This window comes from Zhongshania sp. (genome assembly GCF_041623545.1).
Taxonomy (GTDB): domain Bacteria; phylum Pseudomonadota; class Gammaproteobacteria; order Pseudomonadales; family Spongiibacteraceae; genus Spongiibacter.
Window position 1 is genome coordinate 1 of sequence record NZ_JBFJWS010000029.1, and the last position, 25106, is coordinate 25106.

General features: G+C 51.1%; 25 protein-coding genes and 1 pseudogene. 11 read left to right on the forward strand and 15 right to left on the reverse strand.

Annotated elements, in window-relative coordinates; all coding sequences use genetic code 11:
* A pseudogene (locus ABYT30_RS05735) lies at positions 1-442 on the reverse strand (S-methyl-5-thioribose-1-phosphate isomerase); the annotation flags it as partial.
* Positions 443-550: 108 nt separating this feature from the next.
* On the opposite strand from ABYT30_RS05735, the gene ABYT30_RS05740 reads away from it, so the two are divergent.
* A complete protein-coding gene (locus tag ABYT30_RS05740) occupies positions 551-1009 on the forward strand; it encodes a DUF2489 domain-containing protein (RefSeq protein WP_373077734.1) in 459 nt (152 codons plus the stop codon).
* A 23-nt stretch (positions 1010-1032) separates the two neighbouring features.
* Here ABYT30_RS05740 and ABYT30_RS05745 read toward each other — a convergent pair whose 3' ends face one another.
* The 5 genes from ABYT30_RS05745 to ABYT30_RS05765 all read right to left on the reverse strand — a co-directional run bounded on the left by ABYT30_RS05745 (position 1033) and on the right by ABYT30_RS05765 (position 5471).
* On the reverse strand, positions 1033-1635 hold the full coding sequence (locus tag ABYT30_RS05745) for a TetR/AcrR family transcriptional regulator (protein WP_373077736.1): 603 nt from the start codon (positions 1633-1635) through the stop codon (positions 1033-1035).
* Positions 1636-1673: 38 nt separating this feature from the next.
* Positions 1674-2540, reverse strand: a complete 867-nt coding sequence (locus ABYT30_RS05750) for a GIDE domain-containing protein (protein WP_373077738.1) — start codon at positions 2538-2540, stop codon at positions 1674-1676.
* Complete coding sequence (locus ABYT30_RS05755) at positions 2540-3112, reverse strand: LemA family protein (protein WP_373077739.1); 573 nt, start codon at positions 3110-3112, stop codon at positions 2540-2542. The genes ABYT30_RS05750 and ABYT30_RS05755 overlap by 1 nt, the downstream gene beginning before the upstream one ends.
* A 38-nt stretch (positions 3113-3150) precedes the next feature.
* The gene (locus ABYT30_RS05760) at positions 3151-4389 is read right to left on the reverse strand and encodes a cytochrome P450 (RefSeq protein ID WP_373077740.1); all 1239 of its coding nucleotides are present in this window, start codon (positions 4387-4389) and stop codon (positions 3151-3153) included.
* Positions 4390-4460: 71 nt separating this feature from the next.
* Complete coding sequence (locus ABYT30_RS05765; RefSeq protein WP_373095614.1) at positions 4461-5471, reverse strand: cysteine synthase A; 1011 nt, start codon at positions 5469-5471, stop codon at positions 4461-4463.
* Between the two features lie 130 nt (positions 5472-5601).
* On the opposite strand from ABYT30_RS05765, the gene ABYT30_RS05770 reads away from it, so the two are divergent.
* The 3 genes from ABYT30_RS05770 to ABYT30_RS05780 are packed head-to-tail and all read left to right on the forward strand — an operon-like array spanning position 5602 to position 7275.
* A complete protein-coding gene (locus ABYT30_RS05770; RefSeq protein ID WP_373077744.1) occupies positions 5602-6006 on the forward strand; it encodes a hypothetical protein in 405 nt (134 codons plus the stop codon).
* A gap of 22 nt (positions 6007-6028) precedes the next feature.
* Positions 6029-6592: a sigma-70 family RNA polymerase sigma factor gene (locus ABYT30_RS05775; RefSeq protein WP_373095616.1), complete on the forward strand. Its 564-nt coding sequence runs from the start codon at positions 6029-6031 to the stop codon at positions 6590-6592.
* Positions 6589-7275 (forward strand): ChrR family anti-sigma-E factor, encoded by a 687-nt coding sequence (locus ABYT30_RS05780; RefSeq protein ID WP_373095618.1) that lies wholly within the window; start codon positions 6589-6591, stop codon positions 7273-7275. Before ABYT30_RS05775 ends, ABYT30_RS05780 begins: the two co-directional genes overlap by 4 nt.
* A 68-nt stretch (positions 7276-7343) precedes the next feature.
* Here the strand turns inward: ABYT30_RS05780 and ABYT30_RS05785 are convergent, their stop codons facing one another.
* From ABYT30_RS05785 to ABYT30_RS05800, 4 genes are all read right to left on the reverse strand, one after another.
* Entirely contained in the window at positions 7344-9878 is a 2535-nt protein-coding gene (locus ABYT30_RS05785; RefSeq protein ID WP_373077751.1) for a TonB-dependent receptor, read from the reverse strand.
* 324 nt (positions 9879-10202) lie between these two features.
* On the reverse strand, positions 10203-11009 hold the full coding sequence (locus tag ABYT30_RS05790) for an esterase/lipase family protein (RefSeq protein ID WP_373077752.1): 807 nt from the start codon (positions 11007-11009) through the stop codon (positions 10203-10205).
* A gap of 48 nt (positions 11010-11057) precedes the next feature.
* On the reverse strand, positions 11058-11948 hold the full coding sequence (locus tag ABYT30_RS05795; protein ID WP_373077754.1) for a diguanylate cyclase: 891 nt from the start codon (positions 11946-11948) through the stop codon (positions 11058-11060).
* Positions 11949-11954: 6 nt separating this feature from the next.
* Positions 11955-12290, reverse strand: a complete 336-nt coding sequence (locus ABYT30_RS05800) for an Hpt domain-containing protein (protein WP_373095620.1) — start codon at positions 12288-12290, stop codon at positions 11955-11957.
* 609 nt (positions 12291-12899) lie between these two features.
* On the opposite strand from ABYT30_RS05800, the gene ABYT30_RS05805 reads away from it, so the two are divergent.
* Positions 12900-13679: a sulfite exporter TauE/SafE family protein gene (locus ABYT30_RS05805; protein ID WP_373095622.1), complete on the forward strand. Its 780-nt coding sequence runs from the start codon at positions 12900-12902 to the stop codon at positions 13677-13679.
* On the opposite strand, the gene arfB is transcribed toward ABYT30_RS05805, so the two are convergent.
* Entirely contained in the window at positions 13676-14089 is a 414-nt protein-coding gene (arfB, locus tag ABYT30_RS05810; RefSeq protein ID WP_373077760.1) for an alternative ribosome rescue aminoacyl-tRNA hydrolase ArfB, read from the reverse strand. The genes ABYT30_RS05805 and arfB overlap by 4 nt on opposite strands.
* Before the next feature lie 272 nt (positions 14090-14361).
* Here arfB and trpE point away from each other — a divergent pair, with 272 nt between their 5' ends.
* From trpE to trpC, 4 genes are read left to right on the forward strand one after another with little or no spacing between them, the layout of a single operon-like run.
* A complete protein-coding gene (gene trpE / locus ABYT30_RS05815) occupies positions 14362-15858 on the forward strand; it encodes an anthranilate synthase component I (protein ID WP_373095624.1) in 1497 nt (498 codons plus the stop codon).
* Positions 15858-16442 (forward strand): aminodeoxychorismate/anthranilate synthase component II, encoded by a 585-nt coding sequence (locus ABYT30_RS05820; RefSeq protein ID WP_373077765.1) that lies wholly within the window; start codon positions 15858-15860, stop codon positions 16440-16442. Before trpE ends, ABYT30_RS05820 begins: the two co-directional genes overlap by 1 nt.
* A gap of 5 nt (positions 16443-16447) precedes the next feature.
* Positions 16448-17497, forward strand: coding sequence for an anthranilate phosphoribosyltransferase (gene trpD, locus ABYT30_RS05825; protein ID WP_373077894.1), 1050 nt, complete (start codon positions 16448-16450; stop codon positions 17495-17497).
* Positions 17494-18300 (forward strand): indole-3-glycerol phosphate synthase TrpC, encoded by an 807-nt coding sequence (gene trpC / locus ABYT30_RS05830; RefSeq protein WP_373095626.1) that lies wholly within the window; start codon positions 17494-17496, stop codon positions 18298-18300. The genes trpD and trpC overlap by 4 nt, the downstream gene beginning before the upstream one ends.
* Positions 18301-18436: 136 nt before the next feature.
* Here the strand turns inward: trpC and crp are convergent, their stop codons facing one another.
* Positions 18437-19075 (reverse strand): cAMP-activated global transcriptional regulator CRP, encoded by a 639-nt coding sequence (gene crp, locus ABYT30_RS05835; RefSeq protein WP_373077771.1) that lies wholly within the window; start codon positions 19073-19075, stop codon positions 18437-18439.
* Positions 19076-19299: 224 nt separating this feature from the next.
* Here crp and ABYT30_RS05840 point away from each other — a divergent pair, with 224 nt between their 5' ends.
* Both ABYT30_RS05840 and ABYT30_RS05845 read left to right on the forward strand, forming a co-directional pair.
* Positions 19300-19722, forward strand: coding sequence for an OsmC family protein (locus tag ABYT30_RS05840; RefSeq protein ID WP_373077773.1), 423 nt, complete (start codon positions 19300-19302; stop codon positions 19720-19722).
* Positions 19723-19725: 3 nt separating this feature from the next.
* Positions 19726-20133 carry a VOC family protein gene (locus tag ABYT30_RS05845; protein ID WP_373095627.1) on the forward strand — a complete coding sequence of 136 codons (408 nt, stop codon included), beginning with the start codon at positions 19726-19728 and terminating at the stop codon, positions 20131-20133.
* A 196-nt stretch (positions 20134-20329) separates the two neighbouring features.
* Here ABYT30_RS05845 and coq7 read toward each other — a convergent pair whose 3' ends face one another.
* The 3 genes from coq7 to purD are packed head-to-tail and all read right to left on the reverse strand — an operon-like array spanning position 20330 to position 25076.
* Entirely contained in the window at positions 20330-20971 is a 642-nt protein-coding gene (gene coq7 / locus ABYT30_RS05850) for a 2-polyprenyl-3-methyl-6-methoxy-1,4-benzoquinone monooxygenase (protein ID WP_373077777.1), read from the reverse strand.
* 36 nt (positions 20972-21007) lie between these two features.
* A complete protein-coding gene (locus ABYT30_RS05855; protein WP_373095629.1) occupies positions 21008-23848 on the reverse strand; it encodes a response regulator in 2841 nt (946 codons plus the stop codon).
* The gene (gene purD / locus ABYT30_RS05860) at positions 23799-25076 is read right to left on the reverse strand and encodes a phosphoribosylamine--glycine ligase (protein WP_373077780.1); all 1278 of its coding nucleotides are present in this window, start codon (positions 25074-25076) and stop codon (positions 23799-23801) included. The genes ABYT30_RS05855 and purD overlap by 50 nt, the downstream gene beginning before the upstream one ends.
* Positions 25077-25106 lie beyond the last annotated feature (30 nt).

A 25106-nucleotide genomic window follows, 5' to 3' on the forward strand; every position in this document is an offset into this window, starting at 1 on the left:
TCAGGCTGGCGCCAAAATCGCCAATACGCTGGTTGAGCTTAATGTCTTCAGCGTGAATGTTTTCTGCCAGCTTGGTCAGTGCGCCGAGTACATCACCGCCATCGCCTTGCTGTTCTATTACGCGGTCGCAGCGCTCCAGCGCCCAAAATAAGTTAACGGCGGTGGGGCGGGAGTTGGCCAAGGCGATGCGCGCAGCGCTAAGCGCCGCACACCACGCAGCGACGCTGGCGGGTTTGGAGGTCAGCTGCTGGGCAGCCAGTACCATGCCGTAGGCAGCGGTAATGCCAATCGCGGGGGCACCACGCACCACCATATTGCGAATGGCCTCGGCCACCGCTAATGGCTCGCTGTAGTTTAGGTACTCAATGCGAGCGGGGAGAATACGTTGGTCAAGCAATTGCAATTGATTTGCTGACCATTTGATGGCGCTGGGGCTTGTCACTGGCGGCCTCCGGTTTTTACAGGGCGGCAATTATAAGCTTGCTCCTAGGTGTTTGGCCATGTCGATGTCAGAATGGTCTTTTATCCCCAGTGTGCAGTGGAGTAATAAATGGTTGAGTATGGAGCGTGGCTGATCGCAGCGGGCCTGATAATAATGGTATTGGCGGTGATCGCTGGGCGCTTATTGTGGCAACTGCGTGGCCAGCGCCAACGTGAACAAAGTGAGCGTGCTGAATTTCAGCAGGAGACGGCGCTTCAAGGGCAAACGGCGCGGCAGGGCATATCAATTCTTGTGCGCAGTTACTTGGCTGGGCAAGTGGGGGCCAGTGAATGCGCCTTACGGGTGGCGGTACTATCTGAAACAGCGGCTATTGAATCGACCTTGAGTGAGGATGTTGCGGTGTTTTGCCAGATGGCTGCCGCCTTGGCGCATATTCCTACCCACGGTGATTGGAAAGCCTTAAGCCCGGAGCAGCGTGCGAGTTACAGTGCGGAAATGGGCTTGTTGGAGGCCCGCTACCTCGACAGTCTGCAGCGCGCTGCCGAACGATTGAGCACTATTGGATAAGGTGTCTAAATCGAGGCGGGCGCCTAATTCGCGGTTGTTTGCTGCATTAGATGATGTAATCCGCTGACCATATTTTGTTGGAATTTTAATTGCGCTTCGAGCTGCTCTGGTTGTAGCGGGTCGACACCAAAGATGGAGTGGTGCAGGGGTGCCAAGGTGACGTAGCCCAATATCATGCAGTGGAAGGCCATGGCAGTGGGGACGTTAATCCAGTCTTTGTCTGGGTTTTTTGCTGGGTCGCTAATAGAAGAAAAGAATTTTCGGTACCAGCGGTCACTTAATAAATCGAGGGTTTCATCCCGGGCTAAGGTCGCGTGCTGAACAATACGCGCTGTATTGGGTGACGTAGCAAGCAGCGACAGCACTTGGTAGATTTGTTGGCTGGTTTCGGCGAAGTCAGCGTCGGCAGCCATACCGCGAGTGGCGTCGGCTAAGGGGGTGAATAGGCGTTGACAAACGTGCTCATAAATCGCGAATTTATTGCTAAAGTGCTTATAAATACCGGGGCTGCTGATGCCCACTTGGGCGGCAATTTCGCTCACTGACGTCGCTGCAAAACCCTGTTGGGCAAACAGATTTTCAGCGACATCAAGGATGCGCTCCTTGGTATTGCGGCGGGTAGCCATGGTATTAGTCATTCCTCTGCATTTTAATTTATTGCCTGCTACTGGACGATTAGCCATATTAAGGCGCAAGTCATGCCTAGGCTGGCCAGTAATAGCCCAAACGCGCCCCAGCGGTACTTTTTGCTCAGCGCATCCGGCTCAGAATTTGCAATCATATAGGGTTGTTGGCGGCTGGGCGAGTAGCTGATGGTGTGTACGGGGCTTGCTGGCGTCTGATTGCGGTATTGACGTTGTGCTTTGCGCATGGCCTCAGCTCGCACTAAATCCCATTCTTGAAGATCGATTTCACCGTCGCCGTTGCGGTCGAAACGGGCAACTAGTTGGTCATAATCGCGTTTCCAGTCATTGAGAATTTCAGCCATGGCTTTTTCTTGTAATTCACCGGCGCTGGGTGGGTGACGAGTTTGGAATTGGCCAAGAATGTACAATAAGTCATTGGCGCAAAGTATTTCTTCGGTATAGCGATAGCGACTGCCGAATAAGCTACTACTGGTGCGCTGGCCAATGGGGTGACGTTCGCTACCCTTCCAGACTTTTTTACGCTGAGTGCTGACTTTTGCGCGGTCTGGATAGACGACGCAGTCACCGGTGCCGTCGTTCAGTATAAAAGGCCGGTCGCTGACTTTACGTTCAACGCTAGTCCAGCTGCCACTGTTTTTGGACGAGTTATAGCGCTCAATATTGTAGCCGTACCAAAGGCAGGGGGTTTGGCTGAGGCCGCTGAGTAATGGTTCACCTGGGCCGGGCTTGGCAAAGCCGATGAGTTCTACGTAGCCTTGGTGGGCTGAGCGAATTTTGGAGGTTGGGGTATCTTCAATAATACGAGCTGAGCGCAGACAGCTGAAGCTGCCATAAGCACAGGCTAAAGCAATTGCACCGGTAACCCCTAGGCTTAAATAATCCATCAATTAAACAAAGTTTTTACATCGATGTCCTGTGTTTCGGCTTTCGAAAATTTAAGTAAGTCAAAAGCAGTAAAGCGAAACCAGCGGGCAATGATCACGTCGGGAAATTGTTCAATGCGGACATTATTATTGTTGACGGCTTCATTGTAGACTTCGCGGCGATCGGCAATAGAGCTCTCTAAGGCTGAAATACGGTTTTGCAAGGCGGCGAAACTGCCGTCCGCTTTTAAGTCGGGATAATTCTCTGCCAAGGCGAATAATTGCCCTGTCGATGCGCGCAAATTGGTTTCGGCCTGACCTAGGGCAATCATGTCGTGATTGGCTTGTGCCGTGGATACCTGCTGACGTGCAGCAATGACTTTGCTCAGGGTTTCTTGTTCATGTTTCATATACTGCTTGCAGGTTTCGATGAGCTTGGGGAGCTCATCATGACGCTGTTTCAGCAGGACGTCGATATTTGCCAGATGCTTGCTGACGCTGTGTTTTAAACTGACGAGCCCGTTGTAAAGCATTACGACATAGAAAATGCCAAAGAGGACGATAGCGAGGCTAATAATTAGTGCGAATTCCATGCTTGTATTCCGATAAGTAAATTCAAACTTAGCTAGCCCTAGTGGCCAGCGTTGAAGCGAATGGGCATCTTTTTGATACCATTCACAAAATAGGAGCGGATATATTCCAGCTCACCATTAACTTGCGGTTGGCGTAGTCGGGGAATGATTTCCTCAAACATAACAAGTAGTTCTAAACGTGCAAGATGGGAGCCAATGCAAAAATGTTGACCTATGCCAAATGAGCGCAACTGCTGGCCAAGCTTGGGCATGCGTTCAGCGCGGCGCACGTCAAATTGCATGGCGTCGTCGCCAAAGATGGTCTCATCGTGGTTGACCGCGTGGTAGTGCAGTATGACTTTATCGCCAGCTTTGATGACTTGGCCGCCAAGCTCAATATCTTGGGTGGCGGTGCGGCGCATTTGGGTAAACGCCGTGTTATAGCGCAGAATTTCGTCAATAGCGGCGGCGATCTTACTCGGATTGTCGACTAAATACTGGAGTTGTTCTGGGTGGTTCATGAGCAAGCGCATGCCATGAGAAATGACCGTGCGCGTTGACTCGTTGCCGCCAACTAAGATGAGAATGAACATCCAGGCAAAATCTTCTTCCGAAATGCCCACACCGTCGACCTCACCGTCGAGCAGGGCGCCAGTAATATTGTTCATGGGGCTATTGCGATGCTGTTCGGCGAGTTTTAAGGCGTAGTTAATGCAGTCGCCAGCGGCAATTTGGCCGTCTAATTCGCTGGTGGCCATGTCGGGGTCATCGGCGAAGATCATGGTGTTGGTCCAGTCGAAAAATTGCTTGCGGTCGCTAAGTGGCACCCCGAGTAGTTCAAGTATTGCGATCAACGGCAGTTCGGCGGCAACGTCTTCAACAAATTCACACTCACCGCGTGCTACAACTTTATCGACAATGCGCTTGGCGTGGGCGCGAAATGCCGGTTCATAAGAGTCGACCCGCTTCGGGGCAAAGGCTTCGCGGACAATGCGTCTGAATTTTTGATGGCGAGGTGGGTCCATATTGATAATGGTGTGACTGAATATGAGGTCCACCATTTCCTGGGGGTGTTCCATGGGGAAAGAGCTGCGCAGTGCCGATGAAAACAGCGCTGGGTTCTTAGAAACGTAGTCCAGCTCGGGATGCCCCACCACAGCCCAGTAGGGCACGCCGGTCAAAGGGTCATCCATCTTCAGTACAGGCCCTGTTTGGCGGAGTTGGCGCAAGGCTTCGTAGGGCATACCCTGCGCATAAGTATCGGGGTCTAGCAGATTGGCAAAGGGGCATTCCGACATGGTGAGTTTCTCGCGCGTAGTTTGTTATTTGATTGTTTATTAGCGATATAGGCGGTTGCTAGCCAGTAAACTCAGTTGCGTGTCCAGTCAGGTGCTGGAAGGCCCATATTTTCCAAAAACACGGGGTTAAACAGTTTGCTTTTATAGCGGTCACCATAATCACAGAGTATGGTCACTATGGTGTGACCGGGGCCGAGTTTGCGGGCTAATTGCACAGCACCAGCAATATTTATGGCTGAGGACCCGCCTAGGCAAAGGCCTTCATTGCGAAGCATGGCAAAGATATAGGGGAGCGCCTCGGCATCGCTGATCTCGAATGCGTGGTCGACACTGGCAAGTCGTAAATTGTCGGTGACCAGGTTTATACCGATACCTTCGGTAATAGAACGACCGTCACCACGTAATTCACCATTGGTAAAGTAATTGTAGAGCGACGATCCTTTGGGGTCGGCTAAGCCAATGGTGATCTCCGGTTTGTGGGCTTTGAGGGCACGGCTTACCCCAGCTAGGGTACCGCCGGTGCCTACGGCGCAGATGAAACCATCGATGTCGCCGCCAGTTTGTTGCCAGATCTCTTGACCTGTGGTGCGCTCGTGGATATCGGTATTGGCGGTATTGTCGAATTGTCGTGCCCAAATTGCGCCGTTAGCTTCGGTCTCATTTAAGCTTTCCGCCAGTCGCCGAGCGGTGTGAATATAGTGATTGGGGTCGCTATAGCTGGTTGCATTTACCAAACGCAAATCGGCGCCATAAAGATCCAGTAATTCGATTTTTTCCCGGCTTTGGCTTTGTGGCATTACCACCACGCTGCGATAACCAAGCGCATTGGCGATGAGGGTGAGGCCGATTCCGGTGTTGCCTGCCGTGCCTTCCACGATCGTGCCGCCAGGGCGTAATGTGCCCTTGGCCTCGGCGTCGCGAATAATACCTAAGGCGGTGCGATCTTTAACCGAGCCGCCGGGATTGAGGAATTCTGCTTTGCCTAAGATGGTGCAGCCGGTCAGTTCTGAGACCTGCTTGAGATGAATCAGTGGGGTGTTGCCAATTAGATCAGGCATGGACTTAAATGTGGGCAAAGACATGATTTACTCCGTTATTTCCTGCCCTAATGGTATAGGTGGGGGGCGAACGCAGCAATGCTAATTATAAAATGGCGTTATGCTAGGCTAATGGGCAATACTTAGCGTCACGAAATAGTGGAAAGGAGACGGTATGCTGAAAAGCATTTTGCGATTACTGATCTGTTTGGTGTTTTTTTTCGGCGGCATTGGGCATTTCCTCTTGGCTGAGGATTTTGCTGGTATTGTGCCGCCAATATTGCCGTGGCCTTTGCTGATTGTGTGGTTAACGGGTTTGGTGGAACTTCTCTTGGTGATCGGTATATTGTGGCCTGCGCAACGTTGTACGGCGGGTAAACTCGCCGCGCTATATTGTTTACTGGTCTTACCTGCCAATATCTATCAGGCGCTCAGCGATGTGCCGATTTTTGGTGGGCCTGTGGCGCCAGAACTATTGTGGTTGCGTATTCCTCTGCAGTTTGTTTTGATCGCCGCCATTTTGTGGTCGACCAATGATTCGTCAAAGACCTTGATCCAGGCGCCCAGTAGCGACGTATAACCGTATAACAAGGGGTTCAGAAATGGCAGAACTTGCCGTCGAGCAAGCCCGCAATGGTGAATTTTGGGCCGAATGCGTCGAACGTATTGCCCAAGAGCGGGATAAGCACAGTTTTATGCAGCTGTTCGATTATTTTTCGCCGCGAGTAAATGCCTATTTATTAGGGCAGGGTGCGGATGCTGCCATGGCGGAAGACTTAAGCCAAGAAGCCTTGCTCGCATTGTGGAATAAGGCGCATTTATACTCGCGAGAGAAGGCGGCGGTCAGCACCTGGTTATTTCGTGTCGCTCGAAATCTGTGGATCGATCGCTTACGTAAGCAGCGCGGTATCGCTTATGAGTCGGACGAGAATTTGGCTGAGACCGTGGATGATGAGGCGCGGTTGAATGCGGATGGCGAGCGTTTGAAGGCGGTGTTAGACACCTTGCCGCAGAGCCAGGCACAAGTTGTCTTCAAGTCTTATTACGAGGGCAAGAGTCACAGTGAGATTGCCGCCGAGACGGGAATGCCTCTAGGAAGCGTTAAATCAAGTTTGCGGCTGGCGATAAAGGTATTTCGCCAGCACTTTGGAGAAGGTGGCCTATGAGCCGTATCGAACATCACCCTAATGAAGAAACCCTGCTTAGCTATGCTGCGGGTGCCCTGCCGGCTGGATTGGCCCTGGTGGTTGGCTGTCACTTGCAATATTGCCCCGAGTGCCGCGTTAGCGTGAATGCCGGTGAAGCGCTGGGTGCCGACTTGATGGTGACACTGGCGCCAAAGGCACTTTCGGCGCGGGCCAGGGCAAGTGTTCTCGAACAACTGGATAATAATATAAGCGAAGGCATGATTGCTTGTCCGGTGGCTGTGCAACAACAAGGCTGTGAGCCTGATGCGCCAAATCCGGAGGCGATTCCTCGGCTATTACACCGGTTTTTGCAGCAGGATAGTTTTGACGCCTTGCCATGGAAGAAAACTATCGCACCTGGGCTAAAGCAGATTGTGCTTAACTGTGGCGAAGGTGACGTGCGCTTGCTGCGGATAGCGGCTGGTAAGCGAATGCCAGTACACAGCCACCATGGCAGCGAATTGACCTTGATCCTGCGCGGCGGGTACAGCGATAATCTGGGCAAGTTTAATGCTGGGGATGTTGCTGATCTGGATGCCAGTGTAGAGCATCAGCCGGTTGCCGATAGTGATGAAGATTGTATATGCCTCGCCGGTATGGATGCGCCGCTCGCGTTTCGCGGTTGGTTAGCGCGCTTAATCCAGCCTCTTGTTGGCATGTAGATTTAAATCATGAACATATAAAAACGGCAGCCTAGGCTGCCGTTTTTATATGTTAAGTAGCTTGTTGATCAATATTCATAGATAAGATCGATGCCGTAACTACGCGGGTCACCCCATATTACCGTGCGGTCACTGTGGGGAAGGTTGTCGATGGCAGTGATTTCAAATTCTTCATCGGCAAGGTTTTTACCCCAAACACCAATATTGAATCTACCGTAATCGCCCACGGGTATTTCGCTTAAGCTTAATCGGCCGTTCACTAAACCATAATCCCCAATGAAGGTGTTAGGTGCATTATGGGCCCGGGAGCCGCCGTTGCGGTTATCCATGAAGTTATAGCTCACGTTCATGGCAAGGGTGCCCCAGTTCATACTGGCAATTGTCCAATCAGCTGCCGCGGTATAGGAGTTTTTGGGCGCGGAGTAAAAGACAAAGCTATCGGAAAGGTCGTTGCCAAATTCGTCTGAGGCTTTGGTTACCTCGGCATCGAGATAAGCGTAGTTGAACATTAGCATGAGGTTTTCAGTGGGCAAGTAGGTGATGTCCGCTTCTAAACCTTGCATGGTTGCTTCACCGGCGTTAGTTACTTTGGTGTCAGCAATCGTCCCAGATAGGATGAAGTTCAACTGCATTTCTGTGTATTCACTGGTGAACACGTTGGCATTGATCCGCAGCCGCCGGTCGAGTAATTCACTTTTTATGCCCAATTCAATAGACGCGACGTGTTCTTCGTCAAAACCGTCAGCAAAACCGAAACCATATACATTGCCGTCCGGCGCTGCGGTAGCGGTATCATCGCCTTTACCTGGCGTGCCAGGTGCTTCGCCAGTCGCGCCGCGCTGCGGGTCGCGGGTGTTGAAGCCACCGGATTTATAGGCCTGAACAAATTTGCCGTAAACATTGATATCGTCAGTGACATCAAATTCGGCAATAAAGCTGAATGATGAATCTTTAAAATCCTTTTGCGCCTGCACATTATCAAACGCTCGATCTCCGGGAATTAAAAAACCACCCTGCTCGAAAATAGGCGCTAGCGTGCCCAAGTCTTCCATGTCGAAAGCCTGATCGAGCTCGCGGATTTCAATGTAGGTTTTGTCTGTTTGGTTTTTGAGGGCTTCACGCTCATCTTGCGAGTAGCGGGCGCCAAAGGTGAGGTGCATACGCTCATCGAGGATACTTGGTGTCCACGTAAATTGACCATAGGCCGCAATTGCGGTGTTTTTGATGTCGTAGCGCTGGGACAGCATGTTGACCAGATGGACGTCGCCGCCGTCAAGTAGTGCGGAGCCGAGTGCGGCGCCTAATACCGGAATGGGGATTACGCCGTCACTGATTTCCGAGCTGAACTGGTGGTGGAGGGGGCTGTTATTTTCGGTTGCTTCCTCCTCGAAGTAGTACACACCCGTTATGTAGTCGATGCCACCATCAAGTAGGGAGCCGCTAAATTGGAACTCGTGGGAAAACTGCTCTTGGTTAATTTTGGGGACGACAAGTGGCAAGCAATCTTCGCCGGTTTGCTCGCGTACCGACACGCCGCAGTAGGCGTGGGAGTCGGTACGGTAATTTTCTGAGCCGAGGCCACCACCGAGATCAGCGTAAGCTGCATCGTAAAGCTCTCTATAGGCGCCAATATATTTGAGTTGTGAATTTTCAAAGGTTTTGGTGATAATTAGCGAGTGGCCTTCAATCTCGGTAGCCGAGGTTTCCAGTGGTCTCGCTGTGGCCATGTCGTCAAAGCGATCTTCACTGTGCTTAGACTGACTAACCGCGTATTCCCGCACCGGTTCTGCCTGCCCTTTGTTTTGCACCCCAGGACGGATTGACTGGTACATATAGTTGTAATATTCGTAGTCTGAGCTGTCGTAGGCGTAGTCGAGGGTGAGGGTTTCGCTGATGTCCCAGCGCAGATCAATGCGGTAGCCCTCGACTTTTTTATCGCCAAAGTCGCCACCGGGCCCCGTGTTCTCGATAAAACCATCCATTCCGGTATTTAAATACGCGACCTTGGCCGCAAGAGTGTCGCCAAGGGGTATATTGGCAGAGGTCTTGGCGGTGAATAGATTGCGATTTCCTACTGAAAACTTCTGCTTTAACTCAAAGGCGTCAACACTGGGGCGCTTGGTAATCAAATTAATTGCACCGCCAGTGGTATTGCGACCGTATAGGGTGCCCTGAGGGCCGCGGAGAACTTCAATACGTTGTAGTTCAGCGACGTCAAGCGCGGTGCCGGTCGAGCGGGCAATGTAGACGCCGTCGACATAAATACCCACTGGGGGGTCCTGGGTTACCTGTACATCGGAAATACCGACCCCGCGGATAAAAATTCGCAGTGTTGCATTATTGATCGGAAATGGCTCAATGGTGAGGCTGGGCACTTTTGAACCGATATCCCCCAAACTACTGATGCCGTCGATTTCTAGGCGCTCCTCGCCAAAAGCGGTCAGGGAAATCGGCGTGTCTTGCAGGGATTCAGCTTTTTTTTGCGCCGTTACAATTACTTCTTCTAGAGCAAAGCCGGATTTTTTAGCTTCTGCAAAGCTATTGCAGCTAAAAACCGTTGTCAGTGCACATAGACCTGCAGCATAAGGGGAAAATTTATTCACGTAGTTGCTCCGTGTCGGATCATTATTGTTATTCAAGCTTGCTAAGTTAAAACATACTAACCGCAAAATTACAATCAGCGTTGCTTTGTGTCTTAATAGCAGAAAAGGCAGGTGCTGCTATATGGTCGAGTTTCTTATGATTTTTATTAGAATACCAATTATTAATTTTATGTAATAGTACTGCTTGCTGTGATATTTGGCACTATATATTCTGCATAAAATTAATATTTCTGGGTTAGTAATGCCGTTTCGCGTAAATATTGTTTGTTAATATCATAGGCCTTAGTGCTTGCTGAGTTACTTTTCGGTCTTTACTTCAAACTATTATAGCCACCAAGGTTTTGTTGCTTTACAGAGCGGATCCTCTTGGTCTTCAGCTTGTGCTAGGCGATTCGCGATTAGCCAGTAAATACGGGGGTTTATCGTCAGGCCACAGTGGCTAGCGCTAATTTGAATATGGTTGGCACCAGCGGCTTCCGGCAGACGAGCTTCCCTAGGGTGCACTAAGCCGTCTGATTCGCTGTAGATGATGGTCGTGGGCACTGCTCGGGGGCTAGTGTCACCGGTGCGCCAAGCGGCTAGTCCGAGCTCGAGATCAGGGTCGGTCATTTTGCCGCGGTAGACGCGCTGCAGTAGCGACCATGCGGCGGTACCTCTGGGGTCTCCGTGCGGCGTGCCAAGTGTTATCACTTGCCGAATAAGTTCTGGAGATTGTTGCGCAACTTGGGCGACGTAAAGGCCGCCGAGGCTCCAGCCGACTAGGCTTAGCTTGCGCCCGTGTTCAGCGTATATTTCCTCGACTCTAGCCTGTAATTTGGCTGTCATTTGCTGACGGAATGCGAGGGCATCGGCTATGCTACCCAGGCGCTCGCCGGCGATATTTCGACCGCAATCCCAAGCTTTGGCGTTAAAATTTTGGGTTGTTAGCCATTTTCTTAGAAATAAAGTACTGCCGTCGCCACCGCCAAAGCCGGGGACAACTAAGACCGGGTGGCCGTCGCCGCTGGCGGCATTTCGCAGTAGGGGCAGAGATAGAAGTAGTGACTTTCCTTCAATAGCGGCGCGGGGAAGATCGCTGAGGGTGTGGCGAAGTGCGGGGGAGCTTGGTGTGTTTTTTTGATATGACTGCATTAAATGTGCTCGATCAAAAAGTGAAGTCGCCATTTGCGTCAGAAATGCTCAATCCGCACTAATAATTCGGTTTCGGCCCGATTGCTTTGCGATATACAGGGCTTTGTCGGCCCGCTCAAAGAAGGCGTTTTGGTTTATGTCGCGGCTGCGGTCAAATTCGGCGATGCCGATGCTGACAGTGAGGTCTACCTTAATGCCATCGTCAATGATGGTGGGCTGAAACTGAATGGCTGAGCGCACTCGCTCAGCGACGCCCCAGGCTTCATTCTCGTCCGTTGCGGGGAGTAAAATAACGAACTCTTCACCACCGTAGCGGCCAACTTGGTCATATTCGCGCAAGTTGGTGTTTAAAATACTAACGACGTGCTTTAAGGCAACGTCGCCCACGGCGTGGCCATAGGTATCGTTGACCACTTTAAAATGATCAATATCGAGTACCATAATTGAAAAAGCGCTACGTTTGCGAGCTGATTCGGCGATGCTATTGGTAAATAGCTCGTCGATCATTCTGCGATTCCAGCATTGGGTGAGCGCATCTCTAGAGGCAAGCTGATTTAAGGTTTGTTCGAGGCGAACTATGCGGCTGCCGGCTGCGATTCGAACTTTGAGCACCCGATGATCAAAGGGCTTACTTAAAAAATCGTCAGCACCGGCCTCCATTGCTTCGATAATTGCTTCGTTACCTTCTTTGCCGGTGAGCATTAAAATATAAAAAAATTGGCCGTCTTCCCGTTTACGGATGGTCTTACAGAGTTCAGGGCCACTAATGCCGGGCATTGACCAGTCAAAGATCATCAAATGCGGGGCGTTATCCATTTCAAGCTTCTTGAGAGCCTGCTCACCATTTTCTGCAACTATCGGCACGAAGCCCCACTCTTCTAGTGCGGCGCTCAGGGCGAGCCGGGTTACTGCATCATCATCGACTATCAGCACATCCATCGAGATTTATAGTCCTGCCATCTGCTTTAATTCTATGATTAGCGTGTCTAGCTTTTCTTTTGCAGTGAGCCAGTCCATTTGCCACTGTGCTGCGTCAAGCACTAAGGCGCTTTGTTCTAAAGCGCCAACCTCTTGATAATAGCTTGAATTGGCAAAATTGCCGAGAGCACTTTTGAGGCGATGTACAGCATTAGACAGTGCTTTTTTATCACCTTGTGCAAACGAAAGCTCAATACTATCAATCATATCAGGAAGTTCGCTAAGAAACAGTTGAGCTAAAGCGGTGATTAGTTTGGCTTTGTTTTGGGTGATGTCCTGAACACGCTGAGGATCCAGTATCATATCGTCCTTGGTTTGCAGCGGATAATCTCTGCATGATGCCCGATTTTGACTGGGGATTCACGGCTTTTCAGAATCCTAACGGCGAATTTCGGTAGAATTGTGCGGTGTGTACGATCCTGTTGTTCAGTGTGCGCGAATTGAAGTTGGCCGAGGTTGTGGCCATGTGGCTTGGTATTTGTGGCTGACCGAGAGGTCAGCCATGACACTGGGAGGTTAGTGGCTTAAAGCGGTAGCGCTAAGAATGAGCGCGACACAAAGTGCGATTGTTGGCAACGTCCCCAAGCTGATCTGCGCGGAAACGCAAGTTACCACGACAAGCGCAATATTCCCGATTAGGGGGATGCTAAGGTTAATGTTGTGTGAGTTTGCCATGGTGTTGCCCGCCTAGTGTCGAGACATAGTTTTTTGCCTAATGTGAATTAGTATAAAGCGCTTGCTAATTCATACGATTCGAATTTGTACCTAGAACATTACTGAAAGTGCATATAAATAGGGCAGTTGGTGGTGGTTTACGACAGGAAATAGCGAAGTTCCTGGTCGTCTGGTTTGCTGTTGATCATTGTGAACTTGGCTAAATTGAGTGTGGTATTTTGCAGGAGACGTAATTAAGTGCTTGGAGTTGATTTTTTTTCAGCAGTTAGCCCATGGTTTATCTTGCTACTGTTGGCTGTTGGCTTGGCGGCCGGTGTGATTAATACGTTGGCGGGCGGCGGTTCGAACCTTACTTTGCCCGCATTAATGGTGATGGGCTTGCCCGCGGACGTTGCCAATGCGACTAATCGCGTCGGCGTCTTGCTGCAATCGTTAACTGGGGTGCGAGGTTTTGATCAGCACGGTCAATTGCCTCGCGCAGATCTCTGGTCAGTGCTACGACCGACGCTGATCGGCTCGGTATTTGGTGCAATTGCAGCGGCCTACATTCCGGTTGCCTATCTAAAGCCAATTTTGTTATCCGCCATGGTGGGGATGGCACTTATTATTTTGGTTAGGCCGGCAGTGATAGCGCCGCCACCGGGAACACCAGTAAGGCAGGTGAAGGGCTGCCCTCGAGCGTTTTGGGGTTTGTTTGCTGCGGGGGTTTACGGGGGCTTTGTCCAGGCGGGGGTGGGTTTTGTGCTCATTGGCGCGCTGGCTGGCACCTTGCGCTATGATCTCGTAAAAACGAATGCTTTGAAAATGCTGTGTACTGCCGCGCTAACTGTCGCGGCGCTGGCAGTGTTTATATGGCAGGATCTCGTTGCCTGGCTGCCTGGGCTTATTCTTGGTCTTGGTTCAATACTGGGGGCAAAAATCGGCGTTCGTCTGGCGCTCAATGCGAGCCAGCGCAGCTTAAAGTGGTTTTTGTTTGTGATGACCTTGGTGGCCAGTGGCTTTGCTATGCTGAATTAATCTTCAATACGACCGCGCAGGGATTTGATTTTGCCGCGTTGTGTTTTACTGTCCATACGCCGGCGCTGGGAACCTTTGGTGGGTTTGGTGGGGCGGCGTGGCGGCAGGGTTTTGGTTGACTCTATAATGAACTCGCGCAGACGTTGTAGGGCGTCATCGCGATTCTTTTCCTGGGTGCGAAATTGCTGGGCCTTGATGATAATAATGCCGTCTTTGGTGATGCGCTGATCATTTTTGTTTAGCAGGCGTTGCTTGTAATAGTCTGGTAGGGATGAGGCCTTGATGTCAAAACGCAGGTGAATGGCAGACGAAACCTTGTTTACGTTCTGGCCCCCAGCGCCCTGAGCGCGAATGGCGCTGAGCTCAATTTCATCATCGGGTAAGCTAATGGCGCCGAGTATCTCAAGCACGGTCAATATTCTCTGGTTAAAGAACTCCAGTCTATCAGCTTGCTCATAAGACTGGAAAAATGGATATTAATGGTAGAAGGGAGGTTGTTTTTTTGAGGTTCCCCCGCAGGCCAGCCTCAGTTACAATGTTTTCTATTCTAATTTGGTGTGATGAGTTTACGAAAATGGTGCATAAGGCCTGTAGAACACAGCCGTGTGATTGCCGTCGATGGCGATGGTAGCTATTGCAAACGCAAACTGGCAAACCAACCCACCATTTTTAAGGATTTATCATGCAAGCCCAGCGATATAATGAACTGGCGCAGCAGAGCTATAACCGTATTCCGGTTTACCGCGATGTGCTGGCCGACCTCGATACCCCTCTCAGTGCCTACCTAAAACTTGCGGCTGAACCATACAGCTTTCTGTTTGAGTCAGTTCACGGCGGCGAAAAATGGGGCCGTTACTCAATTATTGGCTTAGGCGCGCGCACGGTATTGCGGGCCGACGGTTTAAAAGTCACTGTTCACCGCGATGGAAAGCTAACTGAGTCCCTGGACTGCGACGACCCGCTAGCTTTTGTTGAGGCCTTTCAGGCGCGCTATCAGGTGCCTGATTTAGACGAGCTGCCTGCGTTTTACGGTGGTTTAGTTGGTTATTTTGCTTATGACTGTGTGCGCTATATCGAACCGAAATTGATGGCGACAACACCACCCGATGTGCTTGGTACGCCGGATATACTGTTAATGGTGTCTGAGGAATTATTGGTTTTTGATAATCTTTCTGGCGTCGTTAAGATTATTACTCATGCGGACCCTGCTGATCCTGGTGCCTATGATAAAGCGCAAGCGCGCCTGGATTCCTATGCGCAGATGTTGCGCGGCTTATCGCCGATGTTGCCAGAGTTGAATCTGAGCGCCGATGGCGTCGCGGAAACGGATTTTGTGTCGAGCTTCGGTGAGGATAAATTTAAGGAAGTGGTCGAGAAAGTGCGCGACTACGTTCTTGCTGGTGACACCATGCAGGTGGTGTTGTCTCAGCGCCTGAGTATTCCTTTTGATGCCTCACCGCTGAATTTTTATCGTGCTCTACGCCACTTAAACCCCTCGCCCTATATGTACTACCTCAACTTGGAGGATTTCCATATAGTTGGTTCGTCACCAGAAATATTGGCGCGTTTAGAGGATGGCGAAGTAACCGTGCGGCCAATAGCGGGAACACGCCGTCGTGGTCACAATGATGCGGAAGACTTGGCGCTTGAAAAAGAGCTGCTCGCCGACCCCAAAGAAATTGCCGAACACTTAATGCTCATCGATTTAGGTCGTAATGACGCAGGCCGCGTGGCAAAAACCGGCACAGTGGAGCTCAGCGATAAAATGGTGGTTGAACGTTACTCTCACGTGATGCACATCGTGTCTAATGTGCGAGCTCAAGTGCGCGATGATATTAGCGCCATGGATGTGCTGCGAGCGACCTTGCCCGCTGGGACTTTGAGCGGCGCGCCAAAGGTGCGGGCCATGGAAATCATCGACGAGCTTGAACCAGTCAAGCGTGGTGTCTACGGTGGCGCAGTCGGGTATTTAAGTTGGAATGGCAATATGGATACCGCCATCGCAATCCGTACAGCGGTCATTAAAGATGGTCAGCTGCATATCCAAGCGGGTGCGGGCATCGTTGCCGATTCGCAACCGAGATTGGAATGGAAAGAAACCATGAATAAGGCGCGGGCAGTTTTTAAAGCGGCGTCGATGGTGCAGAGCGGTGTGGCCAGTAATAAGGAGGCGTCATAATGTTGTTAATGATCGATAATTACGACTCCTTTACCTATAACGTCGTACAGTATTTTGCTGAGCTGGGTGCTGATGTCAAAGTGGTGCGCAATGATGAGCTCAGTATTGCCGAGATACAGGCCTTGGCCCCGAGCCATCTGGTCATCTCGCCGGGCCCCTGTACACCAAATGAAGCTGGTATCTCTATGGCCGCGATCGAAGCCTTTGCGGGCAAGATTCCCGTGCTGGGTGTTTGCCTTGGTCATCAGAGCATCGGGCAAGTGTTCGGTGGCAAAATTGTGCGGGCACGGCAGGTGATGCATGGCAAAACTTCACCGATGCACCACCACAATAGCGGTGTATTCAGCGGTTTGAACAACCCATTGGTGGCGACTCGTTATCACTCGCTAGTTATCGAAAAAGCGAGCCTGCCTGACTGCTTAGAAATTACTTCCTGGACTCAGCTTGAAGACGGCAGTGTCGATGAGATTATGGGTGTGCGCCACAAGACACTCGACGTAGAAGGGGTGCAGTTCCACCCCGAATCAATCTTGTCTGAGCAAGGCCATGAATTGTTTAAAAACTTTTTGGAGCGCGGCGCATGACAGCCATGACGATTACTGCTGCCCTTGGGCGAGTGGTGCAAAACCTAAGCCTAACCACCGACGAGATGGCGGCCGTGATGACCGACATCATGACGGGCAAGTGTACCGACGCCCAAATCGCCGCATTCCTTATCGCCCTGCGTATGAAAAGTGAAAGCCTCGATGAAATTGAGGGCGCGGCGCGGGTGATGCGCGAACTAGCCCTGCCAGTGGACATTAGCGGCTTAGATCATGTGGTTGATATTGTTGGTACTGGGGGCGACGGTGCCAATTTGTTTAATGTCTCCTCGGCCAGCAGCTTTGTAGTGGCAGCGGCCGGTGCGCATGTGGCAAAGCACGGTAATCGCTCGGTGTCTTCTAAAAGTGGCAGCGCTGATCTTTTAGAATCGGCCGGTATCCAGCTCAATTTAAACCCAGAGCAAGTGGGCCGGTGTATTCGCGAGGTCGGTGTCGGTTTTATGTTCGCAGTCAACCACCACAGCGCAATGAAGCACGCGATTGGTGTGCGCCGGGAAATTGCTCAACGTACGATTTTTAATATTTTGGGTCCGCTGACAAATCCGGCGGGTGTGACCCGTTTGGTGCTCGGTGTTTTCAGTGGTGAGCTCTGTCGGCCTTTGGCCGAAGTGCTGCAGCGCCTAGGTGCGGAGCATGTGATGGTGGTGCACGCCAAAGACGGTTTAGACGAAATCAGTTTGGCCTGCGCAACCGAAGTGGCTGAGTTAAAGGGCGGCGAAATTAAGGAGTACTTGCTTACGCCAGAGGAGTTGGGAATCAAAAGCCAAAGCCTTGTTGGTCTGGACGTCACCGATAGCGCTGGTTCTTTAGCGTTGATTCGCGATGCCTTAGGTAAGCGCAGTACCGAGGCAGCTCAAAAAGCTGCCGATATGATCGCTTTAAATGCCGGCGCGGCACTGTATGTGGCCGGTGTAACCAGCACACTGAAGAACGGCGTGGCACTTGCTGAGGACACAATACATGGCGGTCAGGCTTTAGAGAAAATGGGCGAGCTTGCCGCCTTCAGTCAGGGCTTGATTGGTGGGTCGCAAAAATGAGCTCGCCATTAAATACCCCAACGATTTTAAAGAAAATTATTGATCGCAAGCGTGAAGAAGTTGCTGAGCGCAGTGCTACTGTCCCGCTTAGCATGCTTAAAGAGCAAATTAAAACGGCATCGCTACCGCGTGGCTTTGTCCGCGCAATGGAAGCGAAACTCGCGGCGGGCCAGTCAGCGGTGATCGCCGAGATTAAAAAGGCCTCGCCCTCTAAAGGGGTGATTCGGGAGGATTTTCACCCCGCTGAAATCGCTGCAAGCTACGAGTCCGGCGGCGCAGCCTGTTTGTCAGTACTTACCGATGCGGATTTTTTTCAAGGTTCCGAAGCTTATTTGCAGCAGGCAAGGGCGGCCTGTACTTTGCCGGTAATCCGCAAGGATTTCATCGTTGATCCTTACCAAGTTTATGAGGCCCGGGCGATTGGCGCTGATTGTATCTTGCTCATCGCCGCAGCGTTAACCGACGCAGATATGGCGAGTTTGAATGCGCTCGCGACAGAATTGGGTCTCGATGTTTTGATCGAGGTGCATAACGCTGAAGAGTTGGCGCGAACCCTGCCACTGGGTAATCGCCTCATTGGTATTAATAATCGCAATCTACATAATTTTGAGACCACCTTGCAAACCACCTTTGATTTACTCCCTAATATCGGTGATGAGTTTCTGGTGGTAACCGAGAGTAGTATTCACACGGCAGACGATGTTGCGGCTATGCGCGAGAAAGGCGTGAATGCTTTTTTGGTGGGCGAAGCGTTTATGCGTGCGGATGAGCCGGGCGAGAAATTGGCTGAGTTATTTACCTGAGAGGCCGCTGAACGCTGGGTGGGAGGCGGCAAACACTAAGATTGGTGCTTTGCCGCCGACCCTGTTCCGCGTGAGAAAGATGGAAAGCCGCACTTGCTGTTGCATCTCCCGTCTCCCGTCCAGCATTAGGCGAAACCTAGCGTGTACCAAACACCACCATTGTTTTGCCTTTCACGTTGACCAGCCCTTGTTCCTCTAGGGTTTTCAAAACACGGCCAACCATTTCTCTTGAACAACCCACTATCCGGCCGATTTCTTGACGGGTAATTTTTATCTGCATACCGTCTGGGTGAGTCATGGCATCTGGCTGTTTGCAGAGGTCGAGCAAGGTCCGTGCGACCCGACCAGTGACGTCTAAAAAGGCGAGATCGCCGACCTTGCGTGTGGTTAGGCGCAAGCGCTTGGCCATTTGTCGGCCCAGGGCTAATAAAATGTCGGGATACTGCTCGCTGAGCTCGCGAAACTTGCTGTAGCTAATCTCAGCAATTTCACATTCGGTGCGGCTTTTAACCAGTGCACTGCGCGTACTGGGGCTGTCTTCGTCAAACACGCCCATTTCACCAAAAAAATCGCCCTTGTTTAAATAGGCAACAATCATCTCCTTGCCTTCATCGTCTTCAATAATGACGGTGACCGAACCTTCCGTAATATAAAACAGCGCGTCACTGTCATCGCCTGCGTAAATCAGGGTGCTTTTACTGGGGTAGCGGCGTCGGTGGCAATGCGCCAAAAAGCCTTCGAGGTTTGCGATTTCTGGTTTTAGCGGGTTCAGCACGGTTGTGGGGTCTCTTAATCTAGCAGAATGTCCAATGCGTGTGTTACTCGCCTAAGTATGACCTGCTTTGCGGTTGATGGCGAGCCTGAATTCTGTGAGCTGTGGTAGTGTCTAGGTCGTTATTGTCGCGTTCCGAGTGCAAGTGCCTTGACGTTTGGGGCGGCGCCAGCCCTGCACCCTGTGGTAAGCTTAGAGCAATTATTTAGTGTTGTTAAGAGGGTGAAATGAAAGCAACTGTGAAGTGGGTAGATGGCGCCATGTTTTTGGCGGAGTCGGGCAGTGGTCACTCGGTGGTGATGGATGGCCCAGAAGATCACGGTGGTCGTAATATGGGTGTGCGACCAATGGAGATGCTGTTATTGGGTATGGGGGGCTGTGCTTCCTTTGATGTGATGAGTATGCTGAAAAAATCGCGCCAAGACGTCGCTGATTGCCGTTGCGAGCTACAAGCTGAACGTGCTGATGCGGTGCCTGCTGTATTCACCAAAATTCATCTGCATTTTGTTGTGAGCGGTAAGGGCTTGAAGGAGGCGCATGTAAAGCGGGCGGTAGAGCTTTCCGCCGAAAAATACTGCTCAGCATCTATTATGATGGAAGCGGCTGGTGTGGATGTGAGCCACAGCTATGAGATCGCTGGTGAGGTATAGACTATGTTAAGTCGTCCCAAAGCTCACGCCGGTCTGCGACATCTCGCCTTGTTTGTCGCGAAGTTTGACGAGACCCTATATTTTTACACCGAACTACTGGGTATGAAGATCGAGTGGCAGCCAGACCCAGATAATATCTATCTGTGCTCCGGTTGCGACAATCTTGCTTTACACCGCTATCAAGGCGGTGAGCGGCCGCTGGCGGGACAGCGTTTGGATCATTTTGGTTTTATTATCGACAGTATCGACGACGTCGACGCTTGGCATGCATTTCTAGTCGAAAATGACGTGGCAATTAAAGCTGAACCTCGCACCCATCGCGACGGCGCTCGGAGTTTTTACTGTTTGGATCCCGACGGCAATTTGGTGCAGATGATTTATCATCCGCCGATAAGTGCGAGGACCGTCTGATGTCGGTTGTCTGACGTCAGATGAAAAGTCAAAAGCAGGTTGGACGCTATGGAGGCTTTACTCCCGAAGTTGGCTAGGTGCTTAAAGCTTTTCTCTAACAACTAATACTACGTTAAGTGTCTCTCATCCGACGTTATACATTCGATGAGCGCATTCGTCGGACGTCAGACACCCGACGTCCGACTTGCTTCCACGCTTAAACGTAATACGTACTCCCCGTCATCACCTTCGCCATTAAACTCATTACTTTTTTTATCGGCTTCGGAAAAACTTGTCCGCCCGCCGCAATCGCCATGGTGGCGTGGGCTGCCTCATCTTCAAGCATTTGGCTGATAATAGCGCGGGATTTGACGTCATCCTCGGGTAGCGTCTCTAAGTGTTCCCTCAGGTGTTCGCATACTTGGTCTTCGGTCGCGGCTACAAAGCCTAGGCTGATACGGTCGCTAATTGCGCCGGCGGTAGCGCCAATAGCAAATGAGGCGACATAAAAGAGCGGGTTGAGGTGACTGGTGTGGCTGCCGAGTTCTTGAAGGCGCTCTTCGCACCACGCTAGATGATCAATTTCTTCATTGGCCGCCTGTTCCATGGCGACTTTCACTTCGGCGTTTTTTGCGGTGAGTGCCTGTCCTTGGTAAAGGGCTTGGGCGCAGACTTCGCCAGTGTGGTTAATGCGCATTAAACCTGCGGCATGGCGTCGCTGTTGGTCTTCGCCATTGTCAGTGTTCAACGCTTGGCTAGGATTGCTGCGTTTGGCGCTTGCACTACCTTTTACTAGTGTTTTTAAGCTGCGATCGGCGCTCATTACAGCGCGGTCGAGCAGGGAATATTGGCGGGTCATTATGGTTCCTCCGAGGGCCATTATACGCGATATCAGCTATTCTGCGGGTTTCGCTGGCGGTTTTCCTGAGGCTAGTTTTTGGTGCTGATAGCCAGTCCAGCGTTTGATGGCTTCAGCCAATTCCCATAGCCGTATAGGTTTGACTAGGTGCAAATCCATCCCAGCCCGCAGATAGCTGTCGCGCTGCTCGTCTAGGGAGTTGGCGGTTAAGCCAAAGATAGGGGTGCGCTCTCGGCCCTCTTCTTCTTCATAAAGACGAATTTGCCGCGTGGCCTCCGCGCCGTCCATTATCGGCATTTCGATGTCCATTATTACAAAGTCGAAGCGGGCGCGCATAAATGCTGTCAGCGCTTGTTGGCCATTTACAACGTGATGTACGTCTATCCCTAAGCTGCTTAGCATCCGTGTCAGTACTTGGGCGTTAGTGGGGTTGTCTTCGGCAATGAGGCACTGCAAGGACGAGAGATTTAGTGCTTCGGTGCTGTATTGATCGGGAGACCGATGGTTGATACTGGCATCAAAATGACACTCTGCTAATAGCGCGCTGCGCAAGGCAACACTACTTAGCGGTTTGCTGAGCACTCGGCGAATACCTGCACTTTGGAGCTCGTCGCGGTCAAATTTTATATTGGCGTGGGCGAGCATGAGGCTGGTGGGCTGCTGCTTGACGGATTGACTGTCTTCGAGAATACGCTGGGCTAACTTTAAACCGCCGCCGGCTAAGGCTTGATCAATGAGCAGAATGTCGATTGGTGACTGCAGCAATATTTGATTGCGTACCACTGCAACAGCAGCGTTGTCGCTATTAGCCGTGAGGACCTGCATTCCCCAGTTGCTGCACTGTTTACTAAGGACTTTGCAGAATGTTTGATTGCCGTCGACGACGAGCAGGCGTTTGCCATGGAGCAATTCTGTGTCAGCAACGTGACTTTGTTCGCGAATTTTGGGGACACCGAGGAGTAGCGAGAAACTGAGAATATGGTCGCCATTAGGGGAGGTGCGGACGTTCACCTGACCGTTCATTAAATTGATTAGCTGGGCAGCAATGGCAAAACGGGCATTGATGATACTGTTGTCGTTACTGATCGAGCGGCTAAGCGCCTGCTTTTCTTGAGTACTAAAACCTTTACCTCGATGACTAAGGTCAAAGAATGTCAGTCCGGCTTTGGTTTCCGAGGGGTAAACTTTTAATAAAATATAACCTGACTCGTAATGTTCAAAGGCGCTATTCATTGCATGAGAGAGTAATTGGCGAATTCGAGATGGGTCGCCGATTAATTGCTCTCGTACTTTACTGTCAATATCACAAATTAACTCGATGGCCTGCTCTGCCGCGATATTGCGAAAGCCCGCGAGAGACTCGTCTATTATTTCCGGCAAATTGATGAGTTGATTACTTAGCTCAACGTCACTTTCACTAAATCGCGCGGCCTGACTTGCCTCGTCTAACAGTTGTAGCAATTCGTGGCTGGAGCGCTGTAAGGTACTGATATAGTCCTCTTGGCTCGCGGTTAGGCGCGTATCTTGGAGTAATTCGGTAACGCCAATCATGGCGCTTAAAGGCGTGCGAATATCATGAGTGATGCGGGCTAATATGTCAGTTTTTGCGCGATTCACCTCACCTAGAATCGCAATATGTTGTTCGTCCTGCACTTGTTTGCGTTGCCGAAAATGGTGTCTTGCAAATAGTAGGCAGGTTTGACTGACCGCTGCCGCAGTCGCCATTGCAATCAAGACGGTGTTGATTAACGGGATATCACTGATATTGAGAAAGAAGCTGAGTAGTGTGAGGGAGTAGAGCAAGATTACCATGGCTCTGGTAATTAGGTAGAAAAAAATTAAACGGCTGTAACTGATTAAGTAACAATGAAGTGACATAAAAAACAGCAGTAAAACATTTGCGGGGATCAATGTGTGAACAAAGACGCCGGCGCTACGTCCGTCGCTTATTATGCTAATAGCGATAGCGATAATATTCACGACGATGGTGATGCGGATGAGTCGCTGCCAGTGGCGGGGACGCTTGATTGGGAATATAGGGAAGCCCTGAGCATAGAGCAATTCAAGGATACATATTCCCAGTAAGGTCGTTATTAACTCGGCGCCCTGCCAGGGCGGAAGTAGTCCTTGCGCGTCGCCAATATAACCCCAAGCCAATACTTGGCAGATAATGATTAAACCACAGTTGAGGGCTTGGTAGAAAAATAGGCGGTCTTGGTGTAGTAAAGCGCTTACGAGGTTAAACAGCATTAGTAATATTAAGACGCCGCAAAAAACCGCATTAATGAATTCTCGCTTACTAATTTCGCCAATAAAACTCGCGTAGCTATGTAGCTCTAGCGATACGCGCCGGGCGACGGGTGACTCGATGCGAAGGTAGTAGGTCGTATCACTGTTCGCTGCCACCGGAACGGCAAATAGCGTCTCCGTGCGTATCAGTTTTGCGGTTGGAAACGGGGCAATGGCTTGAGTCTGGGAATACAGTGCAATTTGTTCGGTGTTCCCACTGGGTTGGACTTGAAGTAATTGCTGCTGGGTTTCGCTGCTGGTATTGCGTAGCGTGAAGCGAAACCATAGGCGCCCTGTGTCTGGAGAAAGTTTAAAGTCACGGGTTTCGCTGGGGCGGAATTGGGTATTTAAATCTAGGGTTTGAATATCGTCGATGCGATGGCGTTTGTCGGGATCAACGAGAATGTCGCTAAACTGGGTGAGATTGACATTGGTCTGACTTGAGTCGAGGACCAGCACTGCCGCCGCTTGGCTGAGGCTGCTAAGGCATAGGAATAGTAGCCCCAGTAAGCAGCGCAAGCGGCGATATAACCGAATATTACTTACGGTTAATAGCGCGGTAGGCAATGTCGGTACGGTAGAAGGCATCCCGCCACTTTATCTGCTTAGCAATGTCGTAGGCAAGCTGTTGCGCTTCCGCTACGGTGTCGGCCATTGCGGTGGCGCAGAGTACTCGCCCGCCGTTAGTGACTAGCTTACCGTCTAATAAGCGTGTTCCCGCATGAAAAACCTTGCCACTGGCTGTTTCAGTAGGAATACCGCTGATGGCTTCGCCCTTGGCGTAGTCGCCGGGGTAGCCGCCCGCTGCCAAGACAACACCCACCGCAGGACGGGGATCCCAGTCGGCGCTAACGGTATCGAGTTTGCCGGCAATAGCTGCTAAACAAAGCTCGGCCAAGTCAGATTTGAGGCGTAGCATAATTGGTTGGGTTTCGGGGTCGCCGAAGCGGCAATTGTATTCGATAACCTTAGGCTCACCGTTGGCGTTAATCATTAAGCCCGCGTATAAAAAACCGGTGTAGCGGTTGCCTTCGCTGGCCATACCGCGCACGGTGGGAATAATAACTTCATTCATTACCCGCTCGTGAACTTCGGGTGTTACTACTGGGGCGGGTGAATAAGCCCCCATGCCGCCGGTATTGGGACCGGTATCACCGTCGCCAACTCGTTTGTGATCTTGGCTAGTGGCCATGGCGAGGATGTTTTCGCCGTCGACCATGACAATAAAGCTAGCTTCTTCACCTTCCAAAAACTCTTCAATGACCACGCGGCAGCCGGCGTCACCAAAGGCATTGCCAGACAGCATATCGCGTACGGCGTCTTCAGCCTGGCTAAGTGTTTCGGCAACGATAACACCTTTGCCAGCGGCAAGGCCGTCAGCCTTCACTACAATGGGCGCACCTTGCTTACGTAAATAAGCAAGTGCTGGCTCTACTTCAGTGAAGTTTTGGTAGCTACCCGTGGGGATATTGTGGCGAGCGAGAAAGTCTTTGGTAAACGCCTTGGAGCCTTCGAGCTGCGCGGCGCCCTTGGTGGGTCCAAAACACGGTAAGTTGCGGGCTTGGAAAAAGTCGACAACACCGTCAACAAGTGGCGCTTCAGGGCCAACAATGGTGAGACCGACTTGATTGTTCTCGGCAAAGTCTGCCAAAGCTGCGAAGTCGTCTATGGCAATCGCCACGTTTTCAATATTGCTATCTAATGCCGTACCGGCGTTGCCGGGTGCAACAAATACTGTTTCAACCTGTGCTGACTGGGCAACTTTCCAGGCCAGAGCATGTTCGCGGCCGCCGTTGCCAATAATGAGTACATTCATATGGTTGGGTGAACGCTTGATGGGAGATGA